Annotated in this window: 29 protein-coding genes; 9 read left to right on the top strand and 20 right to left on the bottom strand. The window is 64.5% G+C overall.

Annotated elements, in window-relative coordinates; genetic code table 11:
- Positions 1 to 4: 4 nt before the first annotated feature.
- Positions 5 to 877, top strand: coding sequence for a branched-chain amino acid aminotransferase (locus DY468_RS05895; protein ID WP_164603289.1), 873 nt, complete (start codon positions 5 to 7; stop codon positions 875 to 877).
- Positions 878 to 906: 29 nt separating this feature from the next.
- Here the strand turns inward: DY468_RS05895 and DY468_RS05890 are convergent, their stop codons facing one another.
- Entirely contained in the window at positions 907 to 1,788 is an 882-nt protein-coding gene (locus DY468_RS05890; protein WP_164603287.1) for a GNAT family N-acetyltransferase, read from the bottom strand.
- Positions 1,789 to 1,888: 100 nt separating this feature from the next.
- Between DY468_RS05890 and DY468_RS05885 the strand changes: the two genes are divergently transcribed.
- The 3 genes from DY468_RS05885 to DY468_RS05875 are packed head-to-tail and all read left to right on the top strand — an operon-like array spanning position 1,889 to position 4,224.
- Positions 1,889 to 2,134, top strand: a complete 246-nt coding sequence (locus tag DY468_RS05885) for an acyl carrier protein (RefSeq protein WP_205512045.1) — start codon at positions 1,889 to 1,891, stop codon at positions 2,132 to 2,134.
- Positions 2,121 to 3,500, top strand: coding sequence for a class I adenylate-forming enzyme family protein (locus DY468_RS05880; RefSeq protein WP_164603283.1), 1,380 nt, complete (start codon positions 2,121 to 2,123; stop codon positions 3,498 to 3,500). The genes DY468_RS05885 and DY468_RS05880 overlap by 14 nt, the downstream gene beginning before the upstream one ends.
- Positions 3,493 to 4,224 carry an SDR family NAD(P)-dependent oxidoreductase gene (locus DY468_RS05875; RefSeq protein ID WP_164603281.1) on the top strand — a complete coding sequence of 244 codons (732 nt, stop codon included), beginning with the start codon at positions 3,493 to 3,495 and terminating at the stop codon, positions 4,222 to 4,224. Before DY468_RS05880 ends, DY468_RS05875 begins: the two co-directional genes overlap by 8 nt.
- A gap of 74 nt (positions 4,225 to 4,298) precedes the next feature.
- Here DY468_RS05875 and DY468_RS05870 read toward each other — a convergent pair whose 3' ends face one another.
- Positions 4,299 to 5,240: an amino acid--[acyl-carrier-protein] ligase gene (locus DY468_RS05870; RefSeq protein WP_164603279.1), complete on the bottom strand. Its 942-nt coding sequence runs from the start codon at positions 5,238 to 5,240 to the stop codon at positions 4,299 to 4,301.
- A 33-nt stretch (positions 5,241 to 5,273) separates the two neighbouring features.
- Entirely contained in the window at positions 5,274 to 6,419 is a 1,146-nt protein-coding gene (locus tag DY468_RS05865) for an acyl-CoA dehydrogenase family protein (protein ID WP_502706211.1), read from the bottom strand.
- A gap of 39 nt (positions 6,420 to 6,458) precedes the next feature.
- Between DY468_RS05865 and DY468_RS05860 the strand changes: the two genes are divergently transcribed.
- The 4 genes from DY468_RS05860 (at position 6,459) to DY468_RS05845 (ending at position 8,434) form a co-directional block, all read left to right on the top strand.
- Positions 6,459 to 6,644 (top strand): hypothetical protein, encoded by a 186-nt coding sequence (locus tag DY468_RS05860; RefSeq protein ID WP_164603174.1) that lies wholly within the window; start codon positions 6,459 to 6,461, stop codon positions 6,642 to 6,644.
- Positions 6,645 to 6,866: 222 nt separating this feature from the next.
- A complete protein-coding gene (locus DY468_RS05855) occupies positions 6,867 to 7,139 on the top strand; it encodes a phosphopantetheine-binding protein (RefSeq protein WP_164603276.1) in 273 nt (90 codons plus the stop codon).
- A 75-nt stretch (positions 7,140 to 7,214) separates the two neighbouring features.
- Positions 7,215 to 7,670: a cupin domain-containing protein gene (locus DY468_RS05850; RefSeq protein WP_164603275.1), complete on the top strand. Its 456-nt coding sequence runs from the start codon at positions 7,215 to 7,217 to the stop codon at positions 7,668 to 7,670.
- A 224-nt stretch (positions 7,671 to 7,894) separates the two neighbouring features.
- Positions 7,895 to 8,434: a DUF2478 domain-containing protein gene (locus DY468_RS05845; protein WP_349644252.1), complete on the top strand. Its 540-nt coding sequence runs from the start codon at positions 7,895 to 7,897 to the stop codon at positions 8,432 to 8,434.
- A 226-nt stretch (positions 8,435 to 8,660) separates the two neighbouring features.
- On the opposite strand, the gene DY468_RS05840 is transcribed toward DY468_RS05845, so the two are convergent.
- From DY468_RS05840 to DY468_RS05825, 4 genes are read right to left on the bottom strand one after another with little or no spacing between them, the layout of a single operon-like run.
- A complete protein-coding gene (locus DY468_RS05840) occupies positions 8,661 to 8,957 on the bottom strand; it encodes a ferredoxin family protein (RefSeq protein WP_164603273.1) in 297 nt (98 codons plus the stop codon).
- Positions 8,958 to 8,989: 32 nt separating this feature from the next.
- Positions 8,990 to 10,297, bottom strand: coding sequence for an FAD-dependent monooxygenase (locus DY468_RS05835; RefSeq protein WP_164603272.1), 1,308 nt, complete (start codon positions 10,295 to 10,297; stop codon positions 8,990 to 8,992).
- A gap of 12 nt (positions 10,298 to 10,309) precedes the next feature.
- Complete coding sequence (locus tag DY468_RS05830; protein WP_164603271.1) at positions 10,310 to 11,416, bottom strand: electron transfer flavoprotein subunit alpha/FixB family protein; 1,107 nt, start codon at positions 11,414 to 11,416, stop codon at positions 10,310 to 10,312.
- Positions 11,417 to 11,440: 24 nt separating this feature from the next.
- Positions 11,441 to 12,286: an electron transfer flavoprotein subunit beta/FixA family protein gene (locus DY468_RS05825; RefSeq protein ID WP_164603269.1), complete on the bottom strand. Its 846-nt coding sequence runs from the start codon at positions 12,284 to 12,286 to the stop codon at positions 11,441 to 11,443.
- Between the two features lie 45 nt (positions 12,287 to 12,331).
- Between DY468_RS05825 and DY468_RS05820 the strand changes: the two genes are divergently transcribed.
- The gene (locus DY468_RS05820; protein ID WP_164603267.1) at positions 12,332 to 12,598 is read left to right on the top strand and encodes a hypothetical protein; all 267 of its coding nucleotides are present in this window, start codon (positions 12,332 to 12,334) and stop codon (positions 12,596 to 12,598) included.
- A 21-nt stretch (positions 12,599 to 12,619) separates the two neighbouring features.
- Here DY468_RS05820 and nifW read toward each other — a convergent pair whose 3' ends face one another.
- The 13 genes from nifW to nifK form a co-directional block, all read right to left on the bottom strand.
- On the bottom strand, positions 12,620 to 12,970 hold the full coding sequence (gene nifW / locus DY468_RS05815; RefSeq protein WP_164603265.1) for a nitrogenase stabilizing/protective protein NifW: 351 nt from the start codon (positions 12,968 to 12,970) through the stop codon (positions 12,620 to 12,622).
- 28 nt (positions 12,971 to 12,998) lie between these two features.
- A complete protein-coding gene (nifV, locus tag DY468_RS05810; RefSeq protein ID WP_164603263.1) occupies positions 12,999 to 14,195 on the bottom strand; it encodes a homocitrate synthase in 1,197 nt (398 codons plus the stop codon).
- Positions 14,188 to 15,423 (bottom strand): cysteine desulfurase NifS, encoded by a 1,236-nt coding sequence (gene nifS, locus DY468_RS05805; protein WP_164603261.1) that lies wholly within the window; start codon positions 15,421 to 15,423, stop codon positions 14,188 to 14,190. The genes nifV and nifS overlap by 8 nt, the downstream gene beginning before the upstream one ends.
- Complete coding sequence (nifU, locus tag DY468_RS05800; RefSeq protein ID WP_164603259.1) at positions 15,420 to 16,409, bottom strand: Fe-S cluster assembly protein NifU; 990 nt, start codon at positions 16,407 to 16,409, stop codon at positions 15,420 to 15,422. The genes nifS and nifU overlap by 4 nt, the downstream gene beginning before the upstream one ends.
- A 28-nt stretch (positions 16,410 to 16,437) precedes the next feature.
- Complete coding sequence (locus DY468_RS05795; protein ID WP_164603257.1) at positions 16,438 to 16,758, bottom strand: HesB/IscA family protein; 321 nt, start codon at positions 16,756 to 16,758, stop codon at positions 16,438 to 16,440.
- Positions 16,759 to 17,167: 409 nt separating this feature from the next.
- Positions 17,168 to 17,878, bottom strand: a complete 711-nt coding sequence (locus DY468_RS05790; RefSeq protein ID WP_164603255.1) for a nitrogen fixation protein NifQ — start codon at positions 17,876 to 17,878, stop codon at positions 17,168 to 17,170.
- Positions 17,879 to 17,895: 17 nt separating this feature from the next.
- A complete protein-coding gene (gene fdxB / locus DY468_RS05785; protein ID WP_164603253.1) occupies positions 17,896 to 18,207 on the bottom strand; it encodes a ferredoxin III, nif-specific in 312 nt (103 codons plus the stop codon).
- Between the two features lie 59 nt (positions 18,208 to 18,266).
- Entirely contained in the window at positions 18,267 to 18,473 is a 207-nt protein-coding gene (locus tag DY468_RS05780) for a CCE_0567 family metalloprotein (RefSeq protein ID WP_107357091.1), read from the bottom strand.
- 18 nt (positions 18,474 to 18,491) lie between these two features.
- Positions 18,492 to 18,956 (bottom strand): NifX-associated nitrogen fixation protein, encoded by a 465-nt coding sequence (locus DY468_RS05775; protein WP_164603251.1) that lies wholly within the window; start codon positions 18,954 to 18,956, stop codon positions 18,492 to 18,494.
- A 1-nt stretch (position 18,957) separates the two neighbouring features.
- A complete protein-coding gene (nifX, locus tag DY468_RS05770; RefSeq protein WP_013504431.1) occupies positions 18,958 to 19,356 on the bottom strand; it encodes a nitrogen fixation protein NifX in 399 nt (132 codons plus the stop codon).
- A gap of 55 nt (positions 19,357 to 19,411) precedes the next feature.
- Positions 19,412 to 20,785, bottom strand: a complete 1,374-nt coding sequence (gene nifN / locus DY468_RS05765) for a nitrogenase iron-molybdenum cofactor biosynthesis protein NifN (protein ID WP_164603249.1) — start codon at positions 20,783 to 20,785, stop codon at positions 19,412 to 19,414.
- A gap of 10 nt (positions 20,786 to 20,795) precedes the next feature.
- Positions 20,796 to 22,259, bottom strand: a complete 1,464-nt coding sequence (nifE, locus tag DY468_RS05760) for a nitrogenase iron-molybdenum cofactor biosynthesis protein NifE (protein WP_164603247.1) — start codon at positions 22,257 to 22,259, stop codon at positions 20,796 to 20,798.
- A gap of 39 nt (positions 22,260 to 22,298) precedes the next feature.
- Positions 22,299 to 23,858, bottom strand: a complete 1,560-nt coding sequence (gene nifK, locus DY468_RS05755) for a nitrogenase molybdenum-iron protein subunit beta (protein ID WP_164603245.1) — start codon at positions 23,856 to 23,858, stop codon at positions 22,299 to 22,301.
- Positions 23,859 to 23,881: the final 23 nt, after the last annotated feature.

The raw sequence follows: 23,881 nt of genomic DNA, 5'->3' as shown, positions 1-23,881 counted from the left end.
AACGATGACGATCGCACCCGCACCCACCCACTACTCGCAGACCTGGACCTTCTTCGAAGGCGAATGGCACGACGGCAACGTGCCGATCATGGGGCCGCGCACCCATGCGGCGTGGCTCGGCTCGATGGTGTTTGACGGTGCGCGCGCGTTCGAAGGCGTCACACCCGACCTCGACAGCCACATTGCGCGCGTCAATTGGTCGGCGACGAATTTCAAGCTCAAGCCGATGGTCGACGAGGCGACGTGGCACGGGCTGGTGCAGGATGGGCTGAAGCGCTTCGACGCGATGGCAGAACTCTACATCCGGCCGATGTATTGGGCGCAGAACGGCGCCGGCGGCGGCGTGCTGTTCGATCCCGACACCACCAACTGGTGCCTGTGCATCTACGAGGCGCCCATGCCGAAGCCGACCGGCCTGTCGATCACGCTGTCGCCGTTCCGCAAGCCGAACGGCGACTGCGCAGTGGTCGACGCCAAAGCCGGCTGCCTCTACCCGAACAATTCGCGCGCGATGATCGAAGCCCAGAGCCGTGGCTTCGCCAACTGCCTGATGCGCGACATGTTGGGCAACATCGCCGAGCTCGGCAATTCCAACATCTTCATGGCGAAGGACGGCACCGTCTACACGCCGTCGCCGAACGGAACCTTCCTCAACGGCGTCACGCGCCAGCGCGTGATCGCGCTGCTGCGTAGCGCCGGCATCGAGGTGATCGAGACGACGCTGCGCTACGAAGATTTCGTGGCCGCCGACGAGATTTTCGCCAGCGGCAACTTCGCCAAAGTCCAACCCATTATCCGTATCGACGACCGCGCGCTGCAGCCAGGGCCGTTGTTCGCTCGCGCAAGGAAGCTCTACTGGGACTTCGCGCACGGGTGAGAGCCGCGCCGATCGCTGCTATCGGCAGCTCACGGACCGAACAGCACCAGCTCGGTTTCGGTGAGATCGGCCAAGCGCGGCGGGTTCGGCCCCCTGTAGTATTTGCGGCCACGCGAATCGAGATAGAAGCCGGACACCCCTTCGATCGGCCCGAGCGCATCGACAATCGCCAGCGGCCGGCCGCGCCAGATCAATTTCCGGCCGAGCGCGCCGGCGCAGCGCACGAATTCCGCCACGTCGCGGCAATAAACCAGTTGCATCGCCGGAAACGGGAAGCGGCCGTGCTTCACGCGCTTCGGCACGAACAAGAACGGCATCGTGCAATCGGCCAGATGAACCGCAAGTGCCAGGCATCCATACGCCGCATGGCTGCGCAGCAGTTCGCACTCGGCCTCGCTCAGCCCCGCGACCTCACCCGTGGCTTCCGTCACAACCTCGACGCGCGCGCCCTTCTCGGTTCGAGACAGCAGCGGCACCGCGAAGAACATGCCGTTGCAATAGCGCTTGAAGCCGAGCGCCTCGACGATCGGCCAAGTGTTCACCGCGGGCGAAATATTGACGTAGGTGACCTGCTTGTTCTTCTGCGCCATCGACGTCAGCAGCGTCGCGTAATTGCGGAAATCGGGCTCGACATACCAGCTCGAGACGTTGCAACGCAGGATCTGCTCTTGTCCCGGCCGCTTGGCCGCATACAGCAGCAGCAGAACGCCGACCACGCGCCCGGCAGTCTCCAGCAGGAAGCCGTAGCGCGGACAACCATCGGGCAGATCGCGCGCGCCGTGACGATGCAGACCGCGCAACCAATAGTCACGGCGGCGGCCGGGAAAACCGCGCGTCAACAGATCGGAGACGGCATCAATGTCGGCGGCGCCGATCTCGCGGCAGCGCACCTTGCGGGCTTCCAAAGCCATTTACCAATCGGCCCGAATTGCAAGTGAGGCGCATGGATTTGTTTCGAATTTGCGCCATATGCTCCTTGTCTCACGGAACGAACAGAAAGGCGAAGTATCGATGTCTGTACGGTTAACAATCGTCTCGGCGATGCAACAAGTCGCTCAGGAACAGGGCTTCAAGACTCCCGAACTCACTGACGATCTGCTGTTGCATCAGTCCGGCTTCGACTCGCTCGGCTTCGCCGTTCTGGTGGCCCGCCTCGAGGACGAACTCGGGATCGACCCGTTCAGCACAGCCGACGACGCCTTCTTTCCGGAGACGCTGGGCGACTTCATTGGAGCCTATGAGAATGTCCCCGCGTGAGATCGTCGCGCTAAGCCACTATCTCACCAAAGGATCCGACTCCCGCACGCTTTCGGACGCAACGTGCGAGGTTGCGTTCGCCGACATCGCGCACACAAGCTGCCTCGGCGTCGAGCCGTCCGAACTCGCCGGCCGCTCGGTGCTGCTCTCGCTATCGACGCAGCTCGTCACTGGCATCGCGATGATCGAACTCGACGGTGTGGCGCGGCGGATGCTGTTGTGTCCGCCCGATGTCGACATGAGCTACGCGGCCGATCTGATCGCAGACGCGGAGATCGACGCCATCGTCACAGACACACCGGAACGCTGGCAGGGCCTCGGCATCGACACCATTGTCGCCGCAGGCTTGCCGCTGCATCCTGCGGCTGCGGCCGCGACCACGCATGCCACGTCGTGGCTGATGCTCACTTCCGGCACCACCGGCCGGCCGAAGATTGTCGCGCACACATTGGCCGCGCTGACGGGCGCGATCGTCGGCGACACCGTCGCGAAAGACGCGCCGCCGACCTGGGCGACGTTCTACGATATTCGCCGCTACGGCGGCCTGCAGATTTTCCTCCGCGCCGTACTCGGCGGCGGAGCCATGGTGCTGTCGGCTCCGGGCGAGGCGATCGGCCATCATCTGGCGCGCCTCGCTACGCGGGGCGTGACGCATATTTCCGGCACGCCGTCGCACTGGCGTAAGGCGCTGATGAATCCTGCGATCGGCAGCTTTCGCCCCGACTATGTTCGGCTGTCCGGCGAGATTGCCGATCAGGCGGTGCTGGACGGCTTGCGTAACGCCTTCCCACACGCCTCGATCGGTCACGCCTACGCCTCGACCGAAGCCGGCGTCGGCTTTGCGGTCAATGACGGCCGCGAAGGTTTTCCGGCAGCGCTGATCGGCAACGCGCCGGGCATCACCATGAAGGTGGTCGACGGCTCGCTCCGCATCAAATCGACCCGAGCCGCGCACACCTATGTCGGACGCGGCGCGCCGTCCCTCACCGACGCCGACGGCTTCGTCGATACGGGCGACATGGTCGAACTGCGCAACGATCGCTATTACTTCGTCGGCCGGCGCGATGGCGTCATCAATGTCGGCGGCCTGAAGGTGCACCCCGAAGAGGTCGAAGCGGTGATCAATCAGCATCCCTCTGTACGGATGTCGCGGGTGCGCGCACGCCGCAGCCCGATCACCGGCTCTCTCGTGGTCGCCGAAGCGGTGCTGGCCAGCGTCGCCGACGCCGGGCGCACCGGCGCGATCCGCGAGGCGATCCTCGCCAACTGCCGCGCGTCACTGCCACTGCACAAAGTTCCGGCGGCGATCCGTTTCGTGCAGCAGCTTGAGGTGACCGCCTCGGGAAAGCTGGCCCGACATGCATAGAGTGGTGGTGACCGGCGGCAGCCGCGGAATCGGTCTGGCGATTGCGCGCCGCTTGGCCGCGGGCGGCTACGGCGTGATCACGGTCGCGCGGCGGGAGAGCGAGGAACTGACCGCGGCAATCGCCGAGGCTTCGCCAGGGCCCGGATCGATCAGCTTCAGGGCCTATGATCTTGGCAACATCGACGGACTGGCCGCGTTCGCCAAATCGCTGCGCCAGGAATTCGGCAAGATCTACGGACTGATCAACAACGCCGGCATCGGCACCGAGGGGGTGCTGGCGACCATGCACAACAGCCAGATCGAAACGCTGCTGCGCATCAACGTCCATTCGCCGATCGTACTGACCAAGTACATCGTCCGGCAAATGATGGCCGACGGCGCCGGGCGGGTGATCAACATGTCGTCGATCATCGGCTCGACCGGTTACAATGGCCTGTCGGTGTACGGCGCCACCAAAGCAGCGGCGATCGGATTCACGCGTTCGCTGGCGCGCGAGGTCGGCCGGCTCGGCATCACGGTCAACGCGATCGCACCGGGATTCATCGATACCGAGCTCACCGCCGGGTTGGCCGGCGAAGGGCGCCAGAAAATCGCCGGCCGCAGCGCGCTTCGGCGGCTGGCCGAAGCCGACGATGTCGCCCGGATGGTCGAGTTCCTGCTCGGCGACGGCGGCCGTAACATTACCGGCACAGTGCAGACCATCGACGCCGGGAACACCGCGTAGATCGCCGGAATTGCCAGCCTCTCGTCATTCCGGGGCGCGCGCTACACGCGCTCAGGAATGGAATAGAGAGCCCTTCAGTCGAGCGCCAGCACCTGACGCACGCTTGCCGGCCACGCGCTGGTGTCGATGCCGTGGGTCGCGAACAGCGCCACGGCGAGGCGGTCCATGCCGAAGGCGACGCAGCCGGTGTGGGCCGGGTTGCCGGCCGCGTCCTCGATGCTCCAGGTGACGCCGAAGTGCTCGCGGTGATAATTGAAGCTCATGCAGGCGGTCGGCGCTTGCTCCGAGCGAAGCGGCACCAGAAGTTCGAACTTCAACGCCTGCTGCTGCTGGCTGATCGCCTTCATCTGGCCGACGCGGCCGAAGAATGGATCGGACGCAGTCTCGACACGGAACTTCAGACCGAGATCACGCGCGATCGCCTGCGCCTTCACCATCCAGCGCTCGCGGAAGTCCGCGACGTCCTGCGACGCGCCGATGCAGACATATTCGCGCATCCGGAACGACTGCAGGCGGTCGAGATGCTTCGACGGCTCGCGGCGGAAGCAATCGGCGGCGACGTCGAAGCGCACACCGCCGGCAGGCAGCGGGCCGCGGCTGGCCGCGATGGGATAGACCGGGTAGCAGGCGGCCGGCGACAGCACCAGGTCCGCCGGGGACAGTGACGTCGTCCAATCGCCGCCGGCATCGAACCGGCCGACCGCCGCATTGATCTCCTGCTCGGTTCCGTGCAGACCACAGACACAGCCGAGCAGATTGGGAAAGCTCTTCAGATAGCCGGACTTTTCGAGCTGGCCACGGCTCATCACCGGCGGGAACCGCATCACCTCTGTGCCATCCTCGCGATGCCGCGAGATCAGCGCCGCGAGCTGATCGACCACACCTTCGTACAGCGCGGTGCGGGCATAGACGCCGTCGGCACCGAGCTTGTGGAACAGGTGCTCGGCCAGATGATCGAGCGGATCGACCGGCTGCACGCCCGCGGCCGATGCTGCATCACGGATCGCCATGTTCATAGACGGCCTCCTGGTTGACGGTTGACGATCGATCTAGTCACGCAAGCTCCCCGGCACCGGGCTCATCAGATTGGCCGTGCCGATATTGGCGAGGATCCGGTCGTTGCTGATCATCAGCGGCGCCGACAGCACATCGCGCAGGTGCCGGCCGAGCGTGAAGTCGCCGTCGTTGCGATAGCCCGACAGACCGCAGGCGCGCATCGCGCTCATCACGGTTTCGACCGCGAGCTCCGAGGCTTCGACCTTGAGCAAGTTGATCGAAGACTGGAAGTCCAGCGAGGTCAGCGCGCGCTCGTCGAATTCGCGGGCCGTGTAGGCGTCGAGCTGCGCGGCGATCATCGCCCGCAGCTTGGTCAGCGATCGCTTGGCGCCGGTGAAATGCGCCGCACCCGGCGGCATCTGCCCGCCGGCGCCGCGCGCCGCCTTGCGCACGAACGCCTGCGCCCGCTCCACCGCAGCCGCCGCGATACCGGCCCAGGCCGACGACCAGCTCAAATGCGCCACCGGCGTCATGGTCTGCGCATGAATGCGATCGTAGGGCTCGGCGAACACCTGATCGGCGCATCCACTCGCCCGCAGCTCGAAGCCGGTGCTGCAGGTGCCGCGCATGCCGAGCGTCTCCCAACCGAGCGTCCGCGTCAGCGTGTAGTCGTCCTTGGTGAACACAACCAGCACCTGATCGGACGCGGCTGCGTCGTCCGCACGGCGGGCGATGGTCATCACAGCGTCGGCCTCGGCGCCGTAGGAGATCACGGTCGCGTCACGCAGCAGCGAAATTCCGGTTGCGGTCCGCTCGATCGGCGCGGCGCTGGAGCGAATATTGCCGCCGTTGTTACCTTCGGTGGTCGAGGAGGCCAGAAGCATCTGCTCGTTGGCGATCCGGCGCATCAACTGTTCGTGCCAGGCGCTGCCCCGACCGTGCCGCACCAGGCAAGCCACTTTGGTCTGATGCATCGCAACGATCATTGCGGTCGACGCGCATGCTCGTCCGAGCGCGTAGCACATCTCGGCAATGTCGTGGACCGAGGCGCTCTCGCCGCCGAATTCGATCGAGATCTGCGCGCCGAGCAGACCGTGTGCACGCGCCGCATCGACCGCGGCCGCGGGAAACCGGGCCTCGCGATCGACCGCTTCGGCATGCGCAGCGGCAATCGCAGCGACATGTGCGACGCGCTGCATCAGGGGCATCGCCTCCGTGCGACACTTGTCGTTTGCCGGATGAGCAGTGAAGTCACGAACCGCGCTATCGTTGATGATCGCCATGGCGTCGAGAGCTCCCTGATGCGGACGTTGCGCTGTGTCTCGTTCGCGATCTGGATCTGCGCGGCTGCGCCGAAAAGTCGATCGCTGCTGATCGCAAGCTATGGGATTGGTGTCGAACAGGTCGAGGCGAATTCAAAGTGAATCAATTTGTATTCGAATTGACGGTTAATTAGGGTTTGCGCCGGTCCAGACAATTTTCGAAATCCCCGTTAGTGTTAAAATTCGAACGAAACTGTCTGCGATTGATCGCACATTGTCTTCGATCGCTCATTGCGAGTACGGTTCCGCAACGATAGCGAGGCTCGCGCGTGGGCGCCCATGTCCGCGAGCGCACCGAAGACTTCGCGCCATGGAGATCGCGTCATGCAGGCAACCTCGTCGACCGCGGTGGAAAGCAGGATCCTCGCGCTGGTCGAATCGATCCTGGCGCAGAATGGTCTCGCAGGCGGCATCAAGCACGACACAACGTTCGGCGATGCGGGATTGACGTCGATGGAGATGGTCAACCTGATGCTGGCGGTCGAAGCGGAATTCGACATGACGTTGCCCCAGTCCGAAATCACTCCGGAAAATTTCACCTCGGTGGAGACCGTCGCGAGCCTGGTTCTGCGTCGCCAGCACGCGAATGCCGCATAATTTAGTGATATCGACTATTTCGCTCAGCGATAATCAGCGCCAGAAAACGAACATAAGATCCGCAGGAGACGCCCGATGCACAACGACCTGATCCTCACCTCCCGCACCGATGTCGAACTCAAGCCGGCACCGATCGAGCCGTCGTGGATCATCGAGGGCAATCCGGTCGCCACCAACTGCACGCTGTCGCGCAGCGCCGATGGCATGGCATCGACGATCATCTGGCAGTGCACCGAAGGCAAATTCGAGTGGCACTACGATATCGACGAGACGATCTGCATTCTGGAAGGCTCGGTTGTGATCGAGAGCGCCGGAATGCCCGCCAAGCGCTATGGTCCGGGCGACGTAATCTTCTTCAAGGACGGCGCCAGCGCGCGCTGGCACGTCGAAGGCCACATCCGCAAGATCGCATTCTGCCGCCGCACCCAGCCGCGGTTGGTCGGGCTGGCCGTGCGGGTGTACGCCAAGCTGCGTTCGATGCTGCTGCCTTCTGCGAACCGCCCGACGCAGTCCCTGCTCGGCGCCAACTGAGCCGATCCCCCTCGCCGCGGCGCAAGGCCGCACAAATCAAACGGCGGATCTCACGAAGATCCGCCGTTTTCGTTCGGCCAGCCCTACGGAAGTCGGATTGATTTGACGCAAAGAAGCAATCTGCAGGTTCTGGCATGTCCTAAGGCGAAAGTCGCATTTGGGGCAAAGCAGACGCGATGGATTGTTCTCACGGCAGGTCGGGACGACCCTCGATACTCGCGATCGTGTACACCGACAGCATCGCCGCCTGCCGACTGATGGCGGATCTCGGCCGTCGTCTACGTGACGGCGGCGTGATGGTGGCAGGCTTGGTGCCGTACCAGCCCGCAAACGAAGACAGCACTCCACGCTGCGACATGGAAGTCGAAGAACTTTCGTCCCGTTTCATCCTTCAGCTCGCCGAAGACCGCAACAAACAGCCTCAAGGCTGCCGCGTCGATCCGGAAGCGATCCAGGAAGCCGCGGCGTTGATCGCGGCCTCGTTTCGCAACGCACCGGAGCTGCTGATCGTCAACAAATTCGGCAGACTGGAAGCCGACGGCGGCGGTCTCAGCGACGTCATCAGCGACGCCGTGGATCAGGGAATCCCAGTGATCGTCGGCGTTCCGGAGCGGCATCTGCCGAGCTGGCGCTGCTTCACCAGTGGCCTTGCCGAGGAGGCATCGCTGGACTCGCCTCGCGTCCAGCAATGGCTGGCGCGGCGCGGCTTCGGCAGCCGCCGAAGCCCGCTCAGTGCGCAACACGCGCTCAATTCAGCAGCTTAAGACGACGACACGTAGAGACGACAACGGTCGCGAAATCCCTCGCCGACGTCATTACGCACGTCTAATTCGTCCGTGTCTTGCTGACGCCGCTCCTCCGAACGCGCCAATGCCCGGGACCAGCCCGGGCATCACGCATTCTGCTGTGAGGCAGCATTGTCCGCAGCGATCAGCTTGGCGGCAGCGGCTGCGATGAGCCGCGCTCGCTATCCTACGCCGACAATCGGGCTCAGCCGAACTTGAACAGCACGCCGTAGCCGCCGCGCGGATAGCTCCACTCGATGTCGCCGCCGCCTTCGGCGAGCACCCGGCAGGTGCCGCATTCGACGCAGCCGTCCGGCGTCACCTCGACCTGCCCGTTGCTGTTGAGCTCGTAGCAGTGCGCCGGACAGATGTTCAGCAGCGCGAGCAATTGCGGCGATGGTTTGGTGTGCGGCTTGACCTTGATGTGAGCGTTACCGACATCGACCAAATAGCGGTTCTGGTACAGCTTGTCTTCGACGCGAACCGGTGCTTCCGTTGTCATCGTCCGTTCTCCGCTTTCTCGAATCCTGCTGATTACCGCCACGCCCGCGCGAAGCGGAACGCATCGCCGAACAACCCGCCCCACGACCGGGCCGACACGAACGACTTGATCGTGGTCTTTTCCTTCTCCAGCTTCGGCGTGCCGTCGACCCGCACGAAATTCTGCAGTGCCTTGTTGACGAGCTGCGGATAGGTCAAGAAGAAGTTCTGCGACTGGATGTGCAGCAGACCAGGCATGTCCTTGTACTTCTTCAGATCCTTGATGACGAAGGAGTCGTCGAGCATCTTCTTGTAGAGCGCGAGGTTTTCCTTGGTCATCGGATCCTTGCGCGACTTCACCTGGAAGATCGCTTCGCCGGCGATCCGGCCCGAGGTCATCGCCAGGTTCGAACCCTCGCGGTGCATCGCATTGTTGAGCTGCGCGGCATCGCCGACCACGACCCAGCCATCACCGTAGAGTTGCGGGATCGCGTTGTAGCCGCCTTCCGGGATCAGATGGCCGGCGTACTCCTTCACTTCGGAGCCTTCGATCAGCGGAGCCACCGACGGATGCTTCTTGAAGCGCTCGAGCAGGCCGTAGGGCGTCTCGCCGGTCTTCTGGAAATCGGCCACCAGACAGCCGATGCCGAGCGAGATCGACTCCTTGTTGGTGTAGATGAAGCCCATACCCGTCATGCCGGCCGAGATCGTGCCCGCGGCCTCGATCACCACGCCCTCGTCGCCCTTCAGGTTGAAGCGCGCCTCGATGGTCTCGCGCGGCAGGAAGTGCATTTCCTTCACGGCGAGCGCGACGTTTTCCGGCGACGGGCGTTCGCGCAGTTCGGCCTTGGTGCCGAGCAGGCCGTTGACGCCTTCGGCCAGCACCACGACATCGGCGTGAACCTGGCCGCCGTCGCGATCGGTGATCACGCCGATCACCTTGCCGTAGGCGTCCTGCACCAGCTCCTTGACGGTGGTCTCGCACAGCACGATCGCGCCCGCCTCCTGCGCCCTGCTCGACAGCCACTTGTCGAACTGCGCACGGATGATGGTGTAGCGGTTCGGCTTTTCCTCGTTGAAGTCGTCCGAACGGTGATGCAGGCCGGTGTGGGACTTGGCGTCCATCATCCAGAACCGCTGCTCGACGAGGTGCCGCTCCAGCGGCGCATCCTCGCGGAAATCGGGGACCAGTTTCTCGAGCATATCGGCGTAGAGAATGGCACCCTGCACATTCTTGGAGCCCGGATATTCACCGCGCTCGATCTGCAGCACCTTCATGCCGCGCTTGGCCATGGTGAGCGCTGCGGCATTGCCGGCCATGCCGGCCCCGACGACGATGGCGTCGAAACGTTCTTCGATCATGGCAGCCTCCTGTTAGCTCGCGATCCGGTCGCGGGTGTGCGCAGACAGCCGCTTGCGGAATGCTTCGGTCAGCGCCGGCAGCAGCCGGATCGCATCGGTGACGAGAGCGAGATGGGCGAAGTCGAAGATCGGCGCGTTCTTGTCGGTGTTGATCGCGACGATCAGGTCGGAGCCGTCGACGCCGACACGGTGCTGGATCGCCCCCGAGATGCCGGCAGCGATATACAGCTTCGGCCGGATGGTCTTGCCGGTCTGGCCGATCTGGCGGTCGGCCGACACCCAGCCCTTCTGCACCAGCGGCCGCGAACAGCCGTATTCGGCGCCGAGCACACCGGCGAGCTGGCGCACCAGCTGGAAGTTTTCTGGCGAAGCCAGCCCGAGACCGCCGGCCACGACGATGTCGGCATAAGCGAGATTCGAGGTCGCCTTGTCGCGATCCGGCACGAAGGCCAGGATCTTGGTGACGATGTCGGCTTCGACCAGACCGAGCGGAAATTCGATGACGCGGCCGACCGGCTTTTCGACCCGCTCGGGCATCGCCATCACGCGCGGACGCACGGTCGCCATCTGCGGCCGGAAGTTCAGCGTGTAGATCGTGCAGAGCAGCGAGCCGCCGAAGGTCGGACGGGTCGCGGCCAGCGAATTGTCGCTATCGACCTCGAGTTCGGTGCAGTCGGCGGTCAGGCCGGTGAGCAGCGTGGTTGCCACCGCGCCAGCGAGGTCGCGGCCGAGCGTCGTGGCGCCGAGCAGCAGGATCTCCGGCTTATGGGTGTTGACCAGATCGGTCAGCGCCTTGGTGTAGGACTCGTTGCGGTAGTCCGTCAGCACGTCGTCGGCGACGACGTAAGCGAGGTCGGCGCCGTAGCAAAACGACTCGGCGACTGCGGCCTTGGTGGCGTCGCCGGTCGGGCCGATCACCACCGCGGCGAGTTCGACGCCGAGCTTGTCGGCGAGGCGGCGACCGGAGCCCATCAGTTCCCAGGAGACGGGGTGAACGTGACCGCGCTCCTGCTCGATGAACACCCAGACGTGCTTATAGGCTTTGAAATGCTCGGGCAGCTCCTTCTTGGCGGCGGCGCGACCGGCGGGCTGCGGGGCAGGCTTGGCGGGCTGGCTCATCGAAGCGGCTCTCTGTTCGGGTTGTCAGAATCCGCGCGCCAGCTCGAACATTTCGTTCTCGAGCTTGGGCCGGAGCTTGAAGATTTCGTCGATCAGCGCTTCCGCCGGGGGCTGGCCGGCGGCCTCGACGACCTTGGCCTTCTCGGCGCGCGGAGTCGGCGCGAACACGCGCTTCACCACCGTCGGCGAGCCGCGCAGGCCGCACTTCTGGATGTCCTCGACGCCGGCGTCCTGCGCGCTCCACTTCACCACCTCGGCGCGGGCGGCGTTGAGCGCATTGATCATCGAGCCGCGGCGCACCTGATTGGTGCCTTCCAGCATGGTAATCAGGCAGGGCAGATTGCTACGCAGCACCTGCACGCCGCCTTCGGAGCGGCGCTCGACTTCGATGGTGCGAGCCTCGAGGTCGAGCGAAGAGACCTTCGACACGTAGGTGAGCTGCAGGAAGTCGAGCCGCTTGCAGATGCCGGGACCAACCTGGGCGGTGTCGCCGTCGATGGTCTGCTTGCCGGTGAACACCACGTCGACGGCACCGAAGGTGGAGCCGATCTTGCGGATCGCGGCCGCGAGCGCGTAGCTGGTCGCCAGCGTGTCGGAGCCTGCAAAGAAGCGGTCGGTCAACAGCACGGCGCGGTTGGCGCCGATGGTGAGCGCCTTGCGCAAGGAGTCCTCGGCGGTCGGCGGCCCCATCGTCAGCACCGTGACTTCGCCGCCGAACTCGTCGCGCAGTCGCAGCGCTTCTTCGAGCGCGAACAGATCGTAGGGGTTGATGATCGTCGGCACGCCCTGGCGCATGATCGTATTGGTGACCGGATGCACGCGGATCTGGGCCGAGTCCGGAACCTGCTTGATACAGACGACGATATGCATGGAGTGGCTCCGCGCTTGCTGACAGAAGCTTGACGACGGAGACTTATGAGCAAGCCTCGTACCAACTTTTCCGCCGAGGAAAATATCGCGCCAATCCAATCATTTGCGACGAGCGGCTGGGATTGTTACCGGCGCTTCCGAGGGTTGCAATCCGACAACTGCGACACTTGTCGGGAAGGCGACAGCGGCGTGACCGACCAGACATTTCACGGCGGCGTGAAATCACCCGACAAACACAACATCGATGTGAGAAAGCGCCGCAGCCAGGCACAGCAAAAACGGCCCGCCGCGAGTGCGACGGGCCGTCGATAGCAGGGTGCAAGATGCGGATGGTTACTTCAATGCGTCGAGCGGAACGAAGGCCGGCCGCTTCGGCGTCTTCGGTGCCACTGCGTCCTTCAGCACCTTGAACACCCGCTGATCGAGCGGCGAGGATGCGACGAAATCGGCATAGGCCCGCTCCAGCACGGCCTTGCAGCGGGCAGCAGCTTCCTCGCCCGACAGATGCTCGAGATCTTCGCCGGCGAGATACTGGCCCATGCGCCGGAGGATGTGCAGCCTCGCGACGGCGAGCAGCTTGGGATCGTAGTCGACGCCGAGCAGTTCGAAGAACTCCTCGGCAGAGCCGGCGCGCTGCAGCCGGGCAACGATGTCGGCGGATTCGGTGACGGCGGATGTGCTCATCTCGGTCTCCTTGGTCTGTTGTCGCCGCTCAGGCGCAAGTGGTGAGCGTCCGCTCGCGAACTTCGCGCCAGATCGCGATCAGTGTTTCGTTGCCGACCGGGCCCTTGTGGGTGACCGCATAGCGGCGAACCTTGGCCAGGATCCCCTGTGCCTCGTCTGCGGTTGCCGGCAGATCGAGCTTGGCGAGCGACGAAGTGATTGCCGACAGTCCGGAATGCTTGCCGATGACGATGCGGTTGGAGCGGCCGAACAGGTTCGGATCGAGCGACTGGTAGGTGCGCTGATCCTTCAGCAGGCCGTCGACATGAATTCCTGATTCATGGGTGAAGACGTGCTCGCCGACGATCGCCTTGTTGAGCGGAATGGTGCGCGCCGCCGCGGTGGCGACCAGATCGGCAACATTGCCGAGCTCCGACAACACGATGCCGGTGTCGCGGCCATAGAGCTGCTTCAGCGCCACCGCAACTTCTTCCAGCGGCGCGTTGCCGGCGCGTTCGCCGAGGCCGATCACCGTGACCGAGGCGTGAGTGGCGCCGGCCCGGAGCGCCGCCAGCGTATTGGCGGTGGCAAGGCCGAGATCGTCGTGGCCGTGGAATTCGAGTTCGAGATCGGTCGAAGCACGGAGCGTCGCGAGCAGCGCGTGGCTGGAGAACGGGTCGAGCACGCTGAGTGTATCGGCGATCCGAAACCGGCGCGCGCCGGATGCCCTCGCGGTGGCAATCACCTCGGCGAGGAATTCTGGATCGGCGCGCGACGAATCCTCGCCGCCGACGGCGACATCGAGACCGCGGTCGCGGGCGTAGCCGACCACCCGTTTGACGGTCTCGATCGCATTCGCGCGTTTCCCGCCGAGCTTGGCGGCGATCTGCACGTCCGACACCGGCACCGAGACATTGACCATCGAAACTCCGGCCTCGAGCGCGGCATCGACGTCCTCGGTGCGCATCCGGCACCAGGCGATGGTGGTCAGCGGCAGCTCGGCCTCGACAATGGCGCGGATCGCGGCGATCTCGTCGGCGCCCATCGCCGGGGTTCCGGCTTCGATCTCCGGCACTCCGGCCCAGGCCAGCGCGCGGGCAATCGCCACTTTCTCGGCGGTGGAGAAAGCCACCCCCGGCGCCTGCTCGCCATCGCGCAATGTGGTGTCGTTGAGCACGATCGGCGCGGCCTGAAAGCTGCCGAGAGACTGATCAGGCCGAACGGTCTCAGACTTGATCTCAGACATGGCTTGTTCCTTGCGCACTGCCTGACGAACGCGCCACCGCTTGCGGGGCCCCCTCGTCGGCCCCGAACGGCGAGATCGCCCGCAGCTTGGTGATCACGGGGGGAATCACTTCGAGCGCTCGATCGATGTCGGCCTCGGTGTTGTCGCGCGACAGCGAGAACCGGACGCCGCCGCGGATCGCGTCTTCGGCGACTTTCATCGCCATCAGGACGTGTGACGGTTCGAACGACCCGGTCGCGCAGGCCGAGCCCATCGATGCTGCAATGCCGGCACGGTCGAGCAGCGTGATGATCGCCTCGCTGTCGATGAACGAGAACGCAATGTTCGACGTGTTCGGCAGCCGCTCGGCACGGGCGCCGACGGCGACGCAGTGATCGACCCGCGCCAGGATCTCGCGTTCAAGACGGTCGCGGAGACCGCGCACCCGGATGTCCTCGTCGGCCATCGCAGCGGCGGCGAGTTCGGCCGCGATGCCGAGGCCGACGATGCCCGGCACGTTCTCGGTGCCGGCGCGGCGGCCGCGCTCCTGCTGACCGCCCTTGATCTGCGGTTTGAAGCGGATGCCGTTCCGGACATACAGCGCGCCGATGCCTTTGGGGCCGTGCAGCTTGTGTCCGGATAACGACAGCATGTCGATCATGGTCGACTGCAGATCGATCGGGCACTTGCCGACCGCCTGTACCGCATCGGTGTGAAACAGCGCGCCGACTTCTTTGGCAAGCTCGGCGAGATCGGCCACCGGCTGAATCACGCCGGTCTCGTTATTGGCCCACATGATCGACGCGATTGCGACACGGTCCGACATCGCTTCGCGATAGGCCAGAATATCCAGCCGGCCCTGACGATCGACCGGAATCAGGTGGACGCGAATGCCCTTGTTCTTTTCCAGCCAGGCGCACAGCGACAGCACCGCCGGATGCTCCACCGCCGAGATGATCACTTCGCGCCGTCGCGGCGCCGCCTCGAGCGCCGACAGGATCGCCGCGTTGTTGCTCTCGGTGCCGCCCGAGGTGAAGATCAGTTCGTGCGGCTGCGCGGCGCCGACCAGCGCCTGCACCTGCTCGCGGGCGCGCTTGACGGCGAGCGCGGCGTGACCACCGAGGGCATATTTCGACGACGGGTTGCCGTAATACAGCGAGAAGTACGGCAGCATCGCCTCGACGACGCGGGGATCGGTGCGCGTCGTTGCGTTGGCGTCGAGATAGACGATGTCTGCCGGCTCGTTCATGACACAGGCACCACGCGGAGCGGCCGGCCGAACTTCTCGGCGAGCCTGGCCTGAACGCCGGACAACGTCACCGACGAAAGCTGGCATCCGACGCAATTGCCGGTCAGCCGAACATAGACAATGTTGCCATCGAGGCTGACGAATTCACAATCGCCGCCATCACGCTGCAGATGCGGGCGCAACTCCTCGATCGCTTCCGCGATCAGCGCCTCCTGCGGCGGCGCATCGACCACGCCACCGGTCGGCGGCGCCGGACGCGGCGGCGCGGCCTTCGCGACGGGGCGAAGATGCGCGGGCGTCGCCTTGGCGGCAAAGATGTTTGCGGCCGGCGGCGGAGCGCCGTGCGGCTTCAGCTCGGCGGCGCGCGGCGTCGCCGAACCGATCCGGTAAGCGTCGTCAGCCGCGATCAGCCCATCCTCGACCATCTCGGCATTGACCCGGGCCAGCAAGGATTCGATCTGCTTGAAGCAGGTGCTGCAACTGCCGGCGGCCTTGGTATAGGCGGTGACGTCGTCGAGGCTGGTCAGCCGGTTGAAGCGGATGGTGCGCTCGATCATCATCTGACCGACGCCGAGGCACTTGCAGGCCGGCGGCGCATCCGCCTCGGCCACCGCTGCCTTGCCGCGATACGACCCGATCGCCTGCTGCAGGGCCTCGAAGTTCATCACCGCGCAGTACATCCGTTCGCGCGGCAGACCGCCGAGGTAATCGGCGATCGCACCGGCACCGATGCCGCTGGCTTCGTCGATCGTCTTGCCGGTGATCATGTCGGTGACCGCCGCCGAAGCTGCAATTGCAGAGCTACAGCCGAACGCCTGAAACCGGGCCTCGGCGATCCGCCCGTCTTCGGGCTCGACCTTCAGCATCAGCTTGACGGCATCACCCCAGCCGATGCTGCCGAACCGCCCAACCGCATTGGCCTGCGGCAGCGGGCCCGCATTGGCGGAGGTGGAGAAGTGGTGGTCGAATTTGCCGAAACCGAGCATGACGCGCCTCCGTGGGTCGAATTGCGCCCTAACCGAACGACTTGCCGCAGCCGCATTTGGTGCCGGCATTGGGATTGTCGAAGGTGAAGCCCGAGCCCTCGAGGCTCTCGACGAAGTCGATCGTCATGCCGGACAGAAGCGGCTGCGAGTCCGGATCGATGAACACCTTCACGCCGCTGGCTTCGACCACGGCGTCGTCGACCCGCGGTTCGGCGTCGAGCCCGATCAGGTACTTGTAGCCGGCGCAGCCACCGGCCTCGACCATGACGCGAAGCCCGGCATCGAGCTTGCCGGCGCGCGACATCGCAGCCTTCACGGCGGTCCCGGCTTGTTCGGTGAGAATGATCATGGTCGGCCTCCATCTGTTGGGTCCGACATGAACAAGTGCAACCGCTGTGCCAGCCTGGACACAAACGACAAGCTACTGATTTCGCGCCAAATTATCAGCACCCGACAATGTCGGAGGTCCGACATCGTCGCGAAGCCGACGGTTCCCGACAATGGATCGCAGGTTAGAGGCGAGCTACCCCGCTACGCGGCGCTAACCTCTCCCCGCGCGCGGGGGGAGGTCGGCCCGGCAAAGCCAGGCCGGGTGAGGGGGCGCTCCCAGACGTCTCAGCATGCGAGCTGTATTCGCCGGACTACCAACGTCACTATCAGCACTCGGCCGTGTGGTGAGGCCCCCTCATCCCACCCTTCTCCCCGCGCGTCGGGAGAAAGAGCCCGCTGTGCATGCGGCAATGCTTTCTGAATCTGACTTAAGCCACGCCCGCCGTCCGAAGCTCCACCTCGCGGCGGCGGATCGCCATCCGGCTTTCGCCGGTCTCTTCGCCGAAGCACTCGGCGAAGTCGCCGCACTGCGAGCAGACCGGGGTGCTACACATCACCATACCGTCGTCTTCGCAGAGCTTGCGGTAGAAGAACCGCTTCCAGCGCATGTTGCGGGTGTTGTCGCGGGCCAGCGGCTCGAAATGCCGCATCAGCAACCGGCTCAGCTCGGCGCGATTGCGCAGGCCGAGATCCTCCCACAAGTGCTCCGGCTGCATTGCCCGTCGCGCCACCATCGCGGCGAGCCAGCGCCCAACGTCACCACTGGTCGAGCGATGCTTGAGCAAGAGATCGCGGACCATCGCGGCTTCCTCGTCCTCATCGTGCTCGCCGACCGCCAGCACCGACAACAGGACCGAGACATGCGGGAACCAGCCGACGATCAGCGCCGCGAAATCGTCGGGCGTCAGACCGCTGGACTCCGTGATCGAGCCGGGTTCGGTGACCGCAACCGACAGGATCGACGCCAGCACGTGACGATCGAATGCCCGATCGTCATCGATCTGGGCTTCGGCTGGCGTGGATCCGGTCAGCGCCCGGTACATGACTGCCGGCGAGGACGCAAAGCTCGACGCCGTCACGCGCAGCGGCAGCGTCGCCGCTGTCGCGCTTCCCGCCTGGATTCCCGCTGCGCCGAGCATGTGCGTCGCTCCCTTGCTTAGAGCCCGAGTTCGCTAGCCTTGACGTGGGTCTGGCATGCCTTCGGGCAGACCCGGACGCAGGCCGAGCAGCCGATGCAATTGCCGGCGGCGTCGAGCACCATCACCTTGCGGACGAATTCGTCATCGTCGTCATCGTCGTCGAGCGAACAGGACACCAGCTCGCCGTCTTCGTTGACGCCCATCAGATGCATCACGTCGCGCGAGCACACCTTGTGACAACGGCCGCAACCGATGCACTTCTTGTCGTCGATCGCAGTGAGATAGGTCGGTTCCCACGGCTGGCCGTCGCGGGTGGAAAAGATCGCCATTGTTCGCTCCTCGCGCGGCCTCGCGGCCGCGCTGTTTGGGCTGAGGCGTCCGGCCGCGATCAGGCGGCCTTCGCTTCCAGCTCCTTCAAAGCCTTCCGCGCGGCTTCAAGGGCCGCGTAGGCATCCTGGGTTTCCTGCGCCACCGTCATGATGGTCTGCCAATTGATCGGCAGCTCCTCCGACAGGTCGTGCAGATTCATCTTCATCGTCGTCGCGCGAGCGGACAGCTTCTTGATCTCGGCCTTCAGCGTGTCGATGTCGGACATGCGGATCTCGCTCTCGCGTTAGAGGTTGGCGACGTCGGGATATTTCAGGATCATCTGCACGCCGGCTGCGACCAGCTTGTCGCCCTCCTCGGCCAGCTTGCCGAGGCTGTCGAAGCCGAAGCGATGAACGTCGCGCATGTGTTTGTTGATGACGATCAGCCGCCCGGCGCTGAGGATCAGCCGGCCGAAGCCTTCGTGGTGCATCTTCATCATCGGCGACACCATGATCCTGGTCTCGCGTTCGATCGACAGGGCGACAGCGTTGTAGAACAGCTCCAGCCGCCACAGCGTCTCCGGATCCGGATCGCCCATGATCGGGATCTCGCGGCGCTTGGCCTTGTCGACGATGAACGGCTCCAGCAGCTTCAGATCGGACTTGCCCTCCCAGACACCATGGGTGTCCTGGGCGCGGAGCTGCTTGACCAGTTCCTTGACGAACAGCGAGTCGAGCGCGGCGTCGGGAGCAGTGGTGGCGTCGGTCATGTCAGGCCTCGTCGGCAAAATCGAACGTGCGCTCTTCACCCTTCATCAGCGCCTTGCGCAGCCACGGCGGCGGCACGCCGCGCAGCACGCCCTGCAGCTTGGTGATCAAGTCGGTGATCAGCTCCGGCTGCGCCAGCTTCAGCGGATGGACCTGGGCGGCGACGACGCGCGCCGCGCCCGAACCGCCGATCGCCGTGCAGTACATGATGGCGCAGTCACGGATCGCATCGATCTTGGCGACCAGCTTGTCCTCGTTGCCGTCTTCCTTTTCCTCGGCGAACTGCACCGCTTCGACGAAGCGATAGTCGTCGGCGGTGACTTCGTAGATCGCGATGTTCCGTGCCCAGCCGAAATGCGCATCGACGCGCGCAAGATCCTGGGTGGCGAAAGCGACTTTCATGCCGGTTCTCCTGAGTTGTGCATCGGCGCTGTGCTCCGCTCGACTGCCGTCGTTGCTAATGAGCCGTAGCCGGCGCATGGGTCTCGTCCGGGTGAGCGGCGGCGGAGCGCCAACTGTTCACATCCGGCTCCTTGATGTTGGCGATGAACACATTGCCGATTGCGAAGATCAGATCGCGGGTGCCGCGATAGCCGACCGCGACCTGATGCGCGGCGCCGAGCCGGTCGAACATCGGCAGGCCCATCCGGAACAGCGGTACGCCCAAGCGCTCCGCGGCTTGGCGGCCGTGCGAATGCGTCACCAAGAGATCGCAATCTTCGGCGCGGCGTTCGAGATCTTCGAGGTCGCCGATCAGCACCTCGTCGCTCGGCACCTGTGGCAGGATCGGCGAGGTGGTGGTGGTGACGGCGGCGCTGACGGTACAGCCCATGTCGGCGAGCCAACCGCCGATATTCAGCAGCATGTCCGGCTCGGCGCCGATCGCGACGCTCTTTCCGCCGAAATAGAAGTGGCCGTCGAGCATGGCGTCGACGAGCTGGCTGCGCTGCCGGCGATACTTCGGCGGCACCGGACGACCGCTGATCCTGGCAAGCGTCGCCATCAGCTCATCGGCGGCTGCGAGCCCGGTGACCCGCGCCAGCAGCGTGAACGGCACCCCGGCCTTGGCTTCGAGTGCCAGCGCGGCTTTGCGCATCTGAGCGCCGATTGCGAGGGTATGCACAGCGCCGCCCATTGCCGCGACTTCCGCCACAGAGACTCCACCGTGGGTCGTCGGGGTGAAGTCGTCCGGCATATGGCCGTCGAGCGAGCCGGAGATATCTGGCAGGAAGGTCGGCACCAGGCCAAAGGCTTCGATGATGTCGCGCAGCTCATCGATGTCGCCCGGCGTCAGATGACTGCCGGCCAAGACATTGATCTTGTCGGCATCCGGCGCGGCGCCTTCGGCCGGCGCCTCCACCAGCGTCTCGACGATCCGCGTCACCGTCGCGGCAAAGCCGTCTTCGAACGCTCCCTTGAAATCTGGCGCGGAGACCGGCACCAGCGCCACGTGCGCGAGCTCGGGATGCTTCTTGCGCACATCCTTGATGTAGCCGTCGAGATCGTCGCCTTTGATCTCGGTGACGCCGGTGGTGCAGATCCCGATCACGTCGGGCTTGGTGCGACCGACAATGTTGACGATCGCCTGCTCGACATTTTCAAACCCGCCGAGCACGGTGGCGACTTCGCTCATCGCCGTGGTCTGCAGCGGGATCTGTTCGCGGAAGTGCCGCACGAACAGCACCAGGCCGAACGAGGTGCACCCTTGCGAGCCGTGCAGCAGCGGCATGCAGTTGCGCAGGCCCATGAAGGCCAGCGCGGCGCCGAGCGGCTGACTCATCCGCAGCGGATTGACGGTGCAGGATTTGGTCGAAGTGACGATCTGTGCCATCGCAGCCTCCCTACGCCACTCGGGCTGAGCGCCCGAAGATCGCGCGCTGGCGATCGTCGGCGGCATTCGCGGCATCGGCGCGCTGTTCCCAGGTCACTTCGTCCCACGGCGGGGCGCTGCGCACCTGAGCCCAGATCGGATTGGACAGCGACTTGTCGATCTGCCGGACCATCTCGACGATGCCGACATAGCCGCAATACGCGTAGGTGCGCTCCTGGTTGATATCCATCCAGGGCATTCGCGCCTTCAAGGCGACGAACTGCGAGCGGCCGCCCGACAGCATGATGTCGGCCTGCGCGTCCTTGAGCATCTTGTACATTTCGCGTGGGCGCAGATCGTCGATCTGGTGGACGTCGGGGCTCATCTCCTTGAGCCGCGCCTTGTCTTCCTTGGTCGACTTCTTGACGCTGGTGCCGACAATGGTCAGCCCGGCCTCCTGCAGCGCCGCCACCACCGACCACGACTTCACGCCGCCGGTGATCAAAAGCACCTTCTTGCCTTCGAGCCGCGGGGTGTAGGCCTTGATCGCCGCCCAGGCTTTAGCCTCTTCACGGGCGATCACGGCTTCGACGCGGTCCATCAGTTCGGCATCGGCACCGCGGGCAATCAGCAGCCGCGCGATCTGGCGCAGCGACTCGGAGGTGTCGCTGATGCCGTAGAACGAGCCTTCGAAATACGGGATGCCGTAGCGCTCTTCCATCTTGCGCGCGACGTTTATCATCGCGGTCGAGCACACCATCATGGCGGCGCGGGCACGGTGCGATTGCGCGACTTCGTGATAGCGCGCATCTCCCGACAGGCACGACAGGATGCGGATGCCGAGCTCGTCGAGCAGCGGCTTGACCTGCCACAGCTCGCCCGCGACGTTGTATTCGCCGATGATGTTGATGTCGTAGGCGGTCGTGAATTCCGGCTCCTGGGTGCCGATCACGTAATCCAGCATCGCCTCGCCGGCGAGCTTGTTGCCGAGATTCTTCGGACCGACGAAGCCGGGCGATATGATCGGAATGCAGGGCTTGCCGAACTTCTCGGCCGCCACCTTGCAGACGGCGACAATGTCGTCGCCCATCATCGCCGGCACGCAGGTCTGATACACGAACACAGCGGGCGGATCGTACTTCTCGATGATTTCCTTGATCGACCGGAACAGCCGCTTCTCGCCGCCGAAAATGACGTCGTTCTCGCCCATGTCGGTGGTGAAGCCGGTGCGATACAGCTTCGAGCCCGACGACTTGGTGCCGCGGTTGTCCCAGGACGAGCCTTCGCAGGCGATCGGCCCGTGCACCAGGTGGGCGACGTCGACGATCGGCTGCAGCGCGATCTTGGCGCCGTCGAAGGCGCAGCCACCGGCTGCGCCCCCCGGCTGCAGCGGCTTGCTGCAGCCCTTCTTGCGTTGTTTGTCGGACTTGGCCTGATTGGCCGCACAACCGGGCTCGTTGAAGACGTCTTGGATCTTGTCTGCGAGTCTGGTCATGCGACGCTCCTGACAGTCAGGTGGTCCGAAGTCTCGGCATCAGCGGATGATGTCGAAACTGATGTCGGTCTTGCCGGAGACGTTGGTCGACTTGTCCATCTCGTCGAAGATCTTGTCGAGGATCTTGACCAGGACGTTCATCGAACCCTGATAGCCCCACACCGGCGAACGATGATGGTGGTGGCGATCGAACACCGGGAAGCCGAGGCGGATCAGCGGCGTGCCGGTGTCGCGCTCGAGATACTTGCCGTAGGTGTTGCCGATCATGAAATCGACCGGTTCGGTGAACAGCAGCGACCGCAGGTGCCACAAATCCTTGCCGGCGTAGACCTTGCAGCCCTTGCCGAACGGCGAGCTGTCGAGCAGCGCCTGCACCTTGGCTTCCCACGTCTTGTTGCCGTTGGTCGCCAGGATGTGGACCGGCTCGCCGCCGAGTTCGAGGATGAATTCGGCGAGGCCGTAGCACAGGTCCGGATCGCCGTAGATCGCGAACTTCTTGCCGTGGATGTGGGCCGAGGAGTCGCCGATGGCGTCGACCAGACGGCCGCGCTCCTTGGTCAGCGCTTCCGGGATCGCCTTGCCGGTGATCCGCGACACAGCCTGCAGGAAGCGGTCGGTGCCGGCGATGCCGACCGGGTGATTGAGCGCAACGACTTCCTGGCCATGATCGGCGATCGTCGCCAGCGTCTTTTCGGTGCAGAATTCCTGCATCGAAATCGTCGCCTTGGCGTGGATGGCGTTGGCGGCCTGCTCCAGCGTGGTGCCGCCGTCGTACATCCGGAATTCGCCGTCGGCCGGGGTGTCCCAGACGTCGCTGTTGTCGCCGAAGATGGTGTAATCAACGCCCATCAGCTCGAAGATCCGCTTGATCTCGCGCAGGTTACCGACGGTGTAACCGTCGAAGCCGCCGAGGAAGTTGATCGATTCGTTCGGCTTGCGCTGGAGCTTTTCCACGGTGCCGGACTTGCCGTCCCAGAAGTGCTCGACGATGCCCTTCATGGTGTTGTCGTAGCCGGTGATGTGGCTGCCGACGAACGCCGGTGTGTGGGCGTAGGTCACGTCGAAATCCTGCGGGACCGAGCCCTTCTCCTTGGCGTTCTTGATGAACGCGTTGAGGTCGTCACCGATCACCTCGGCCATGCAGGTGGTAGAGACCGCGATCATCTTCGGCTTGTACAGCGCATAGGCGTTGGCCAGGCCGTCGATCATGTTGTTGAGGCCGCCGAACACCGCGGCGTCTTCGGTCATCGACGAGGAGACGCACGAAGTCGGCTCCTTGAAGTGGCGCGTGAAGTGGCTGCGATAGTAGGCGACGCAGCCCTGCGAACCGTGAACGAACGGCAGCGTCTTCTCGAACCCGACCGCGGCGAACACCGCGCCGAGCGGCTGGCACGCCTTGGCCGGGTTGATGACGAGCGCTTCGCGGGCGAAGTTCTTGTCCTGATATTCCTTGGTCTTGGTCCAGTCCGAGACACGCGCGACCTCGGCATCGCCAACGTAGTTCTCGAAATTCTTCCGCTTGTTCTCCATCAACTCTTCGTATTGCGGCTCACGGAAGAGTTCGAAGTGATCGCGGATCTTCTCTGCGGTCTCGGTCATGATGGTGTCTTTCCCAAGAATTT

This window comes from Rhodopseudomonas sp. BR0M22 (assembly GCF_010907035.1).
Classification (GTDB): domain Bacteria; phylum Pseudomonadota; class Alphaproteobacteria; order Rhizobiales; family Xanthobacteraceae; genus Rhodopseudomonas.
This window is presented reverse-complemented; position numbering and strand designations above follow the sequence as displayed.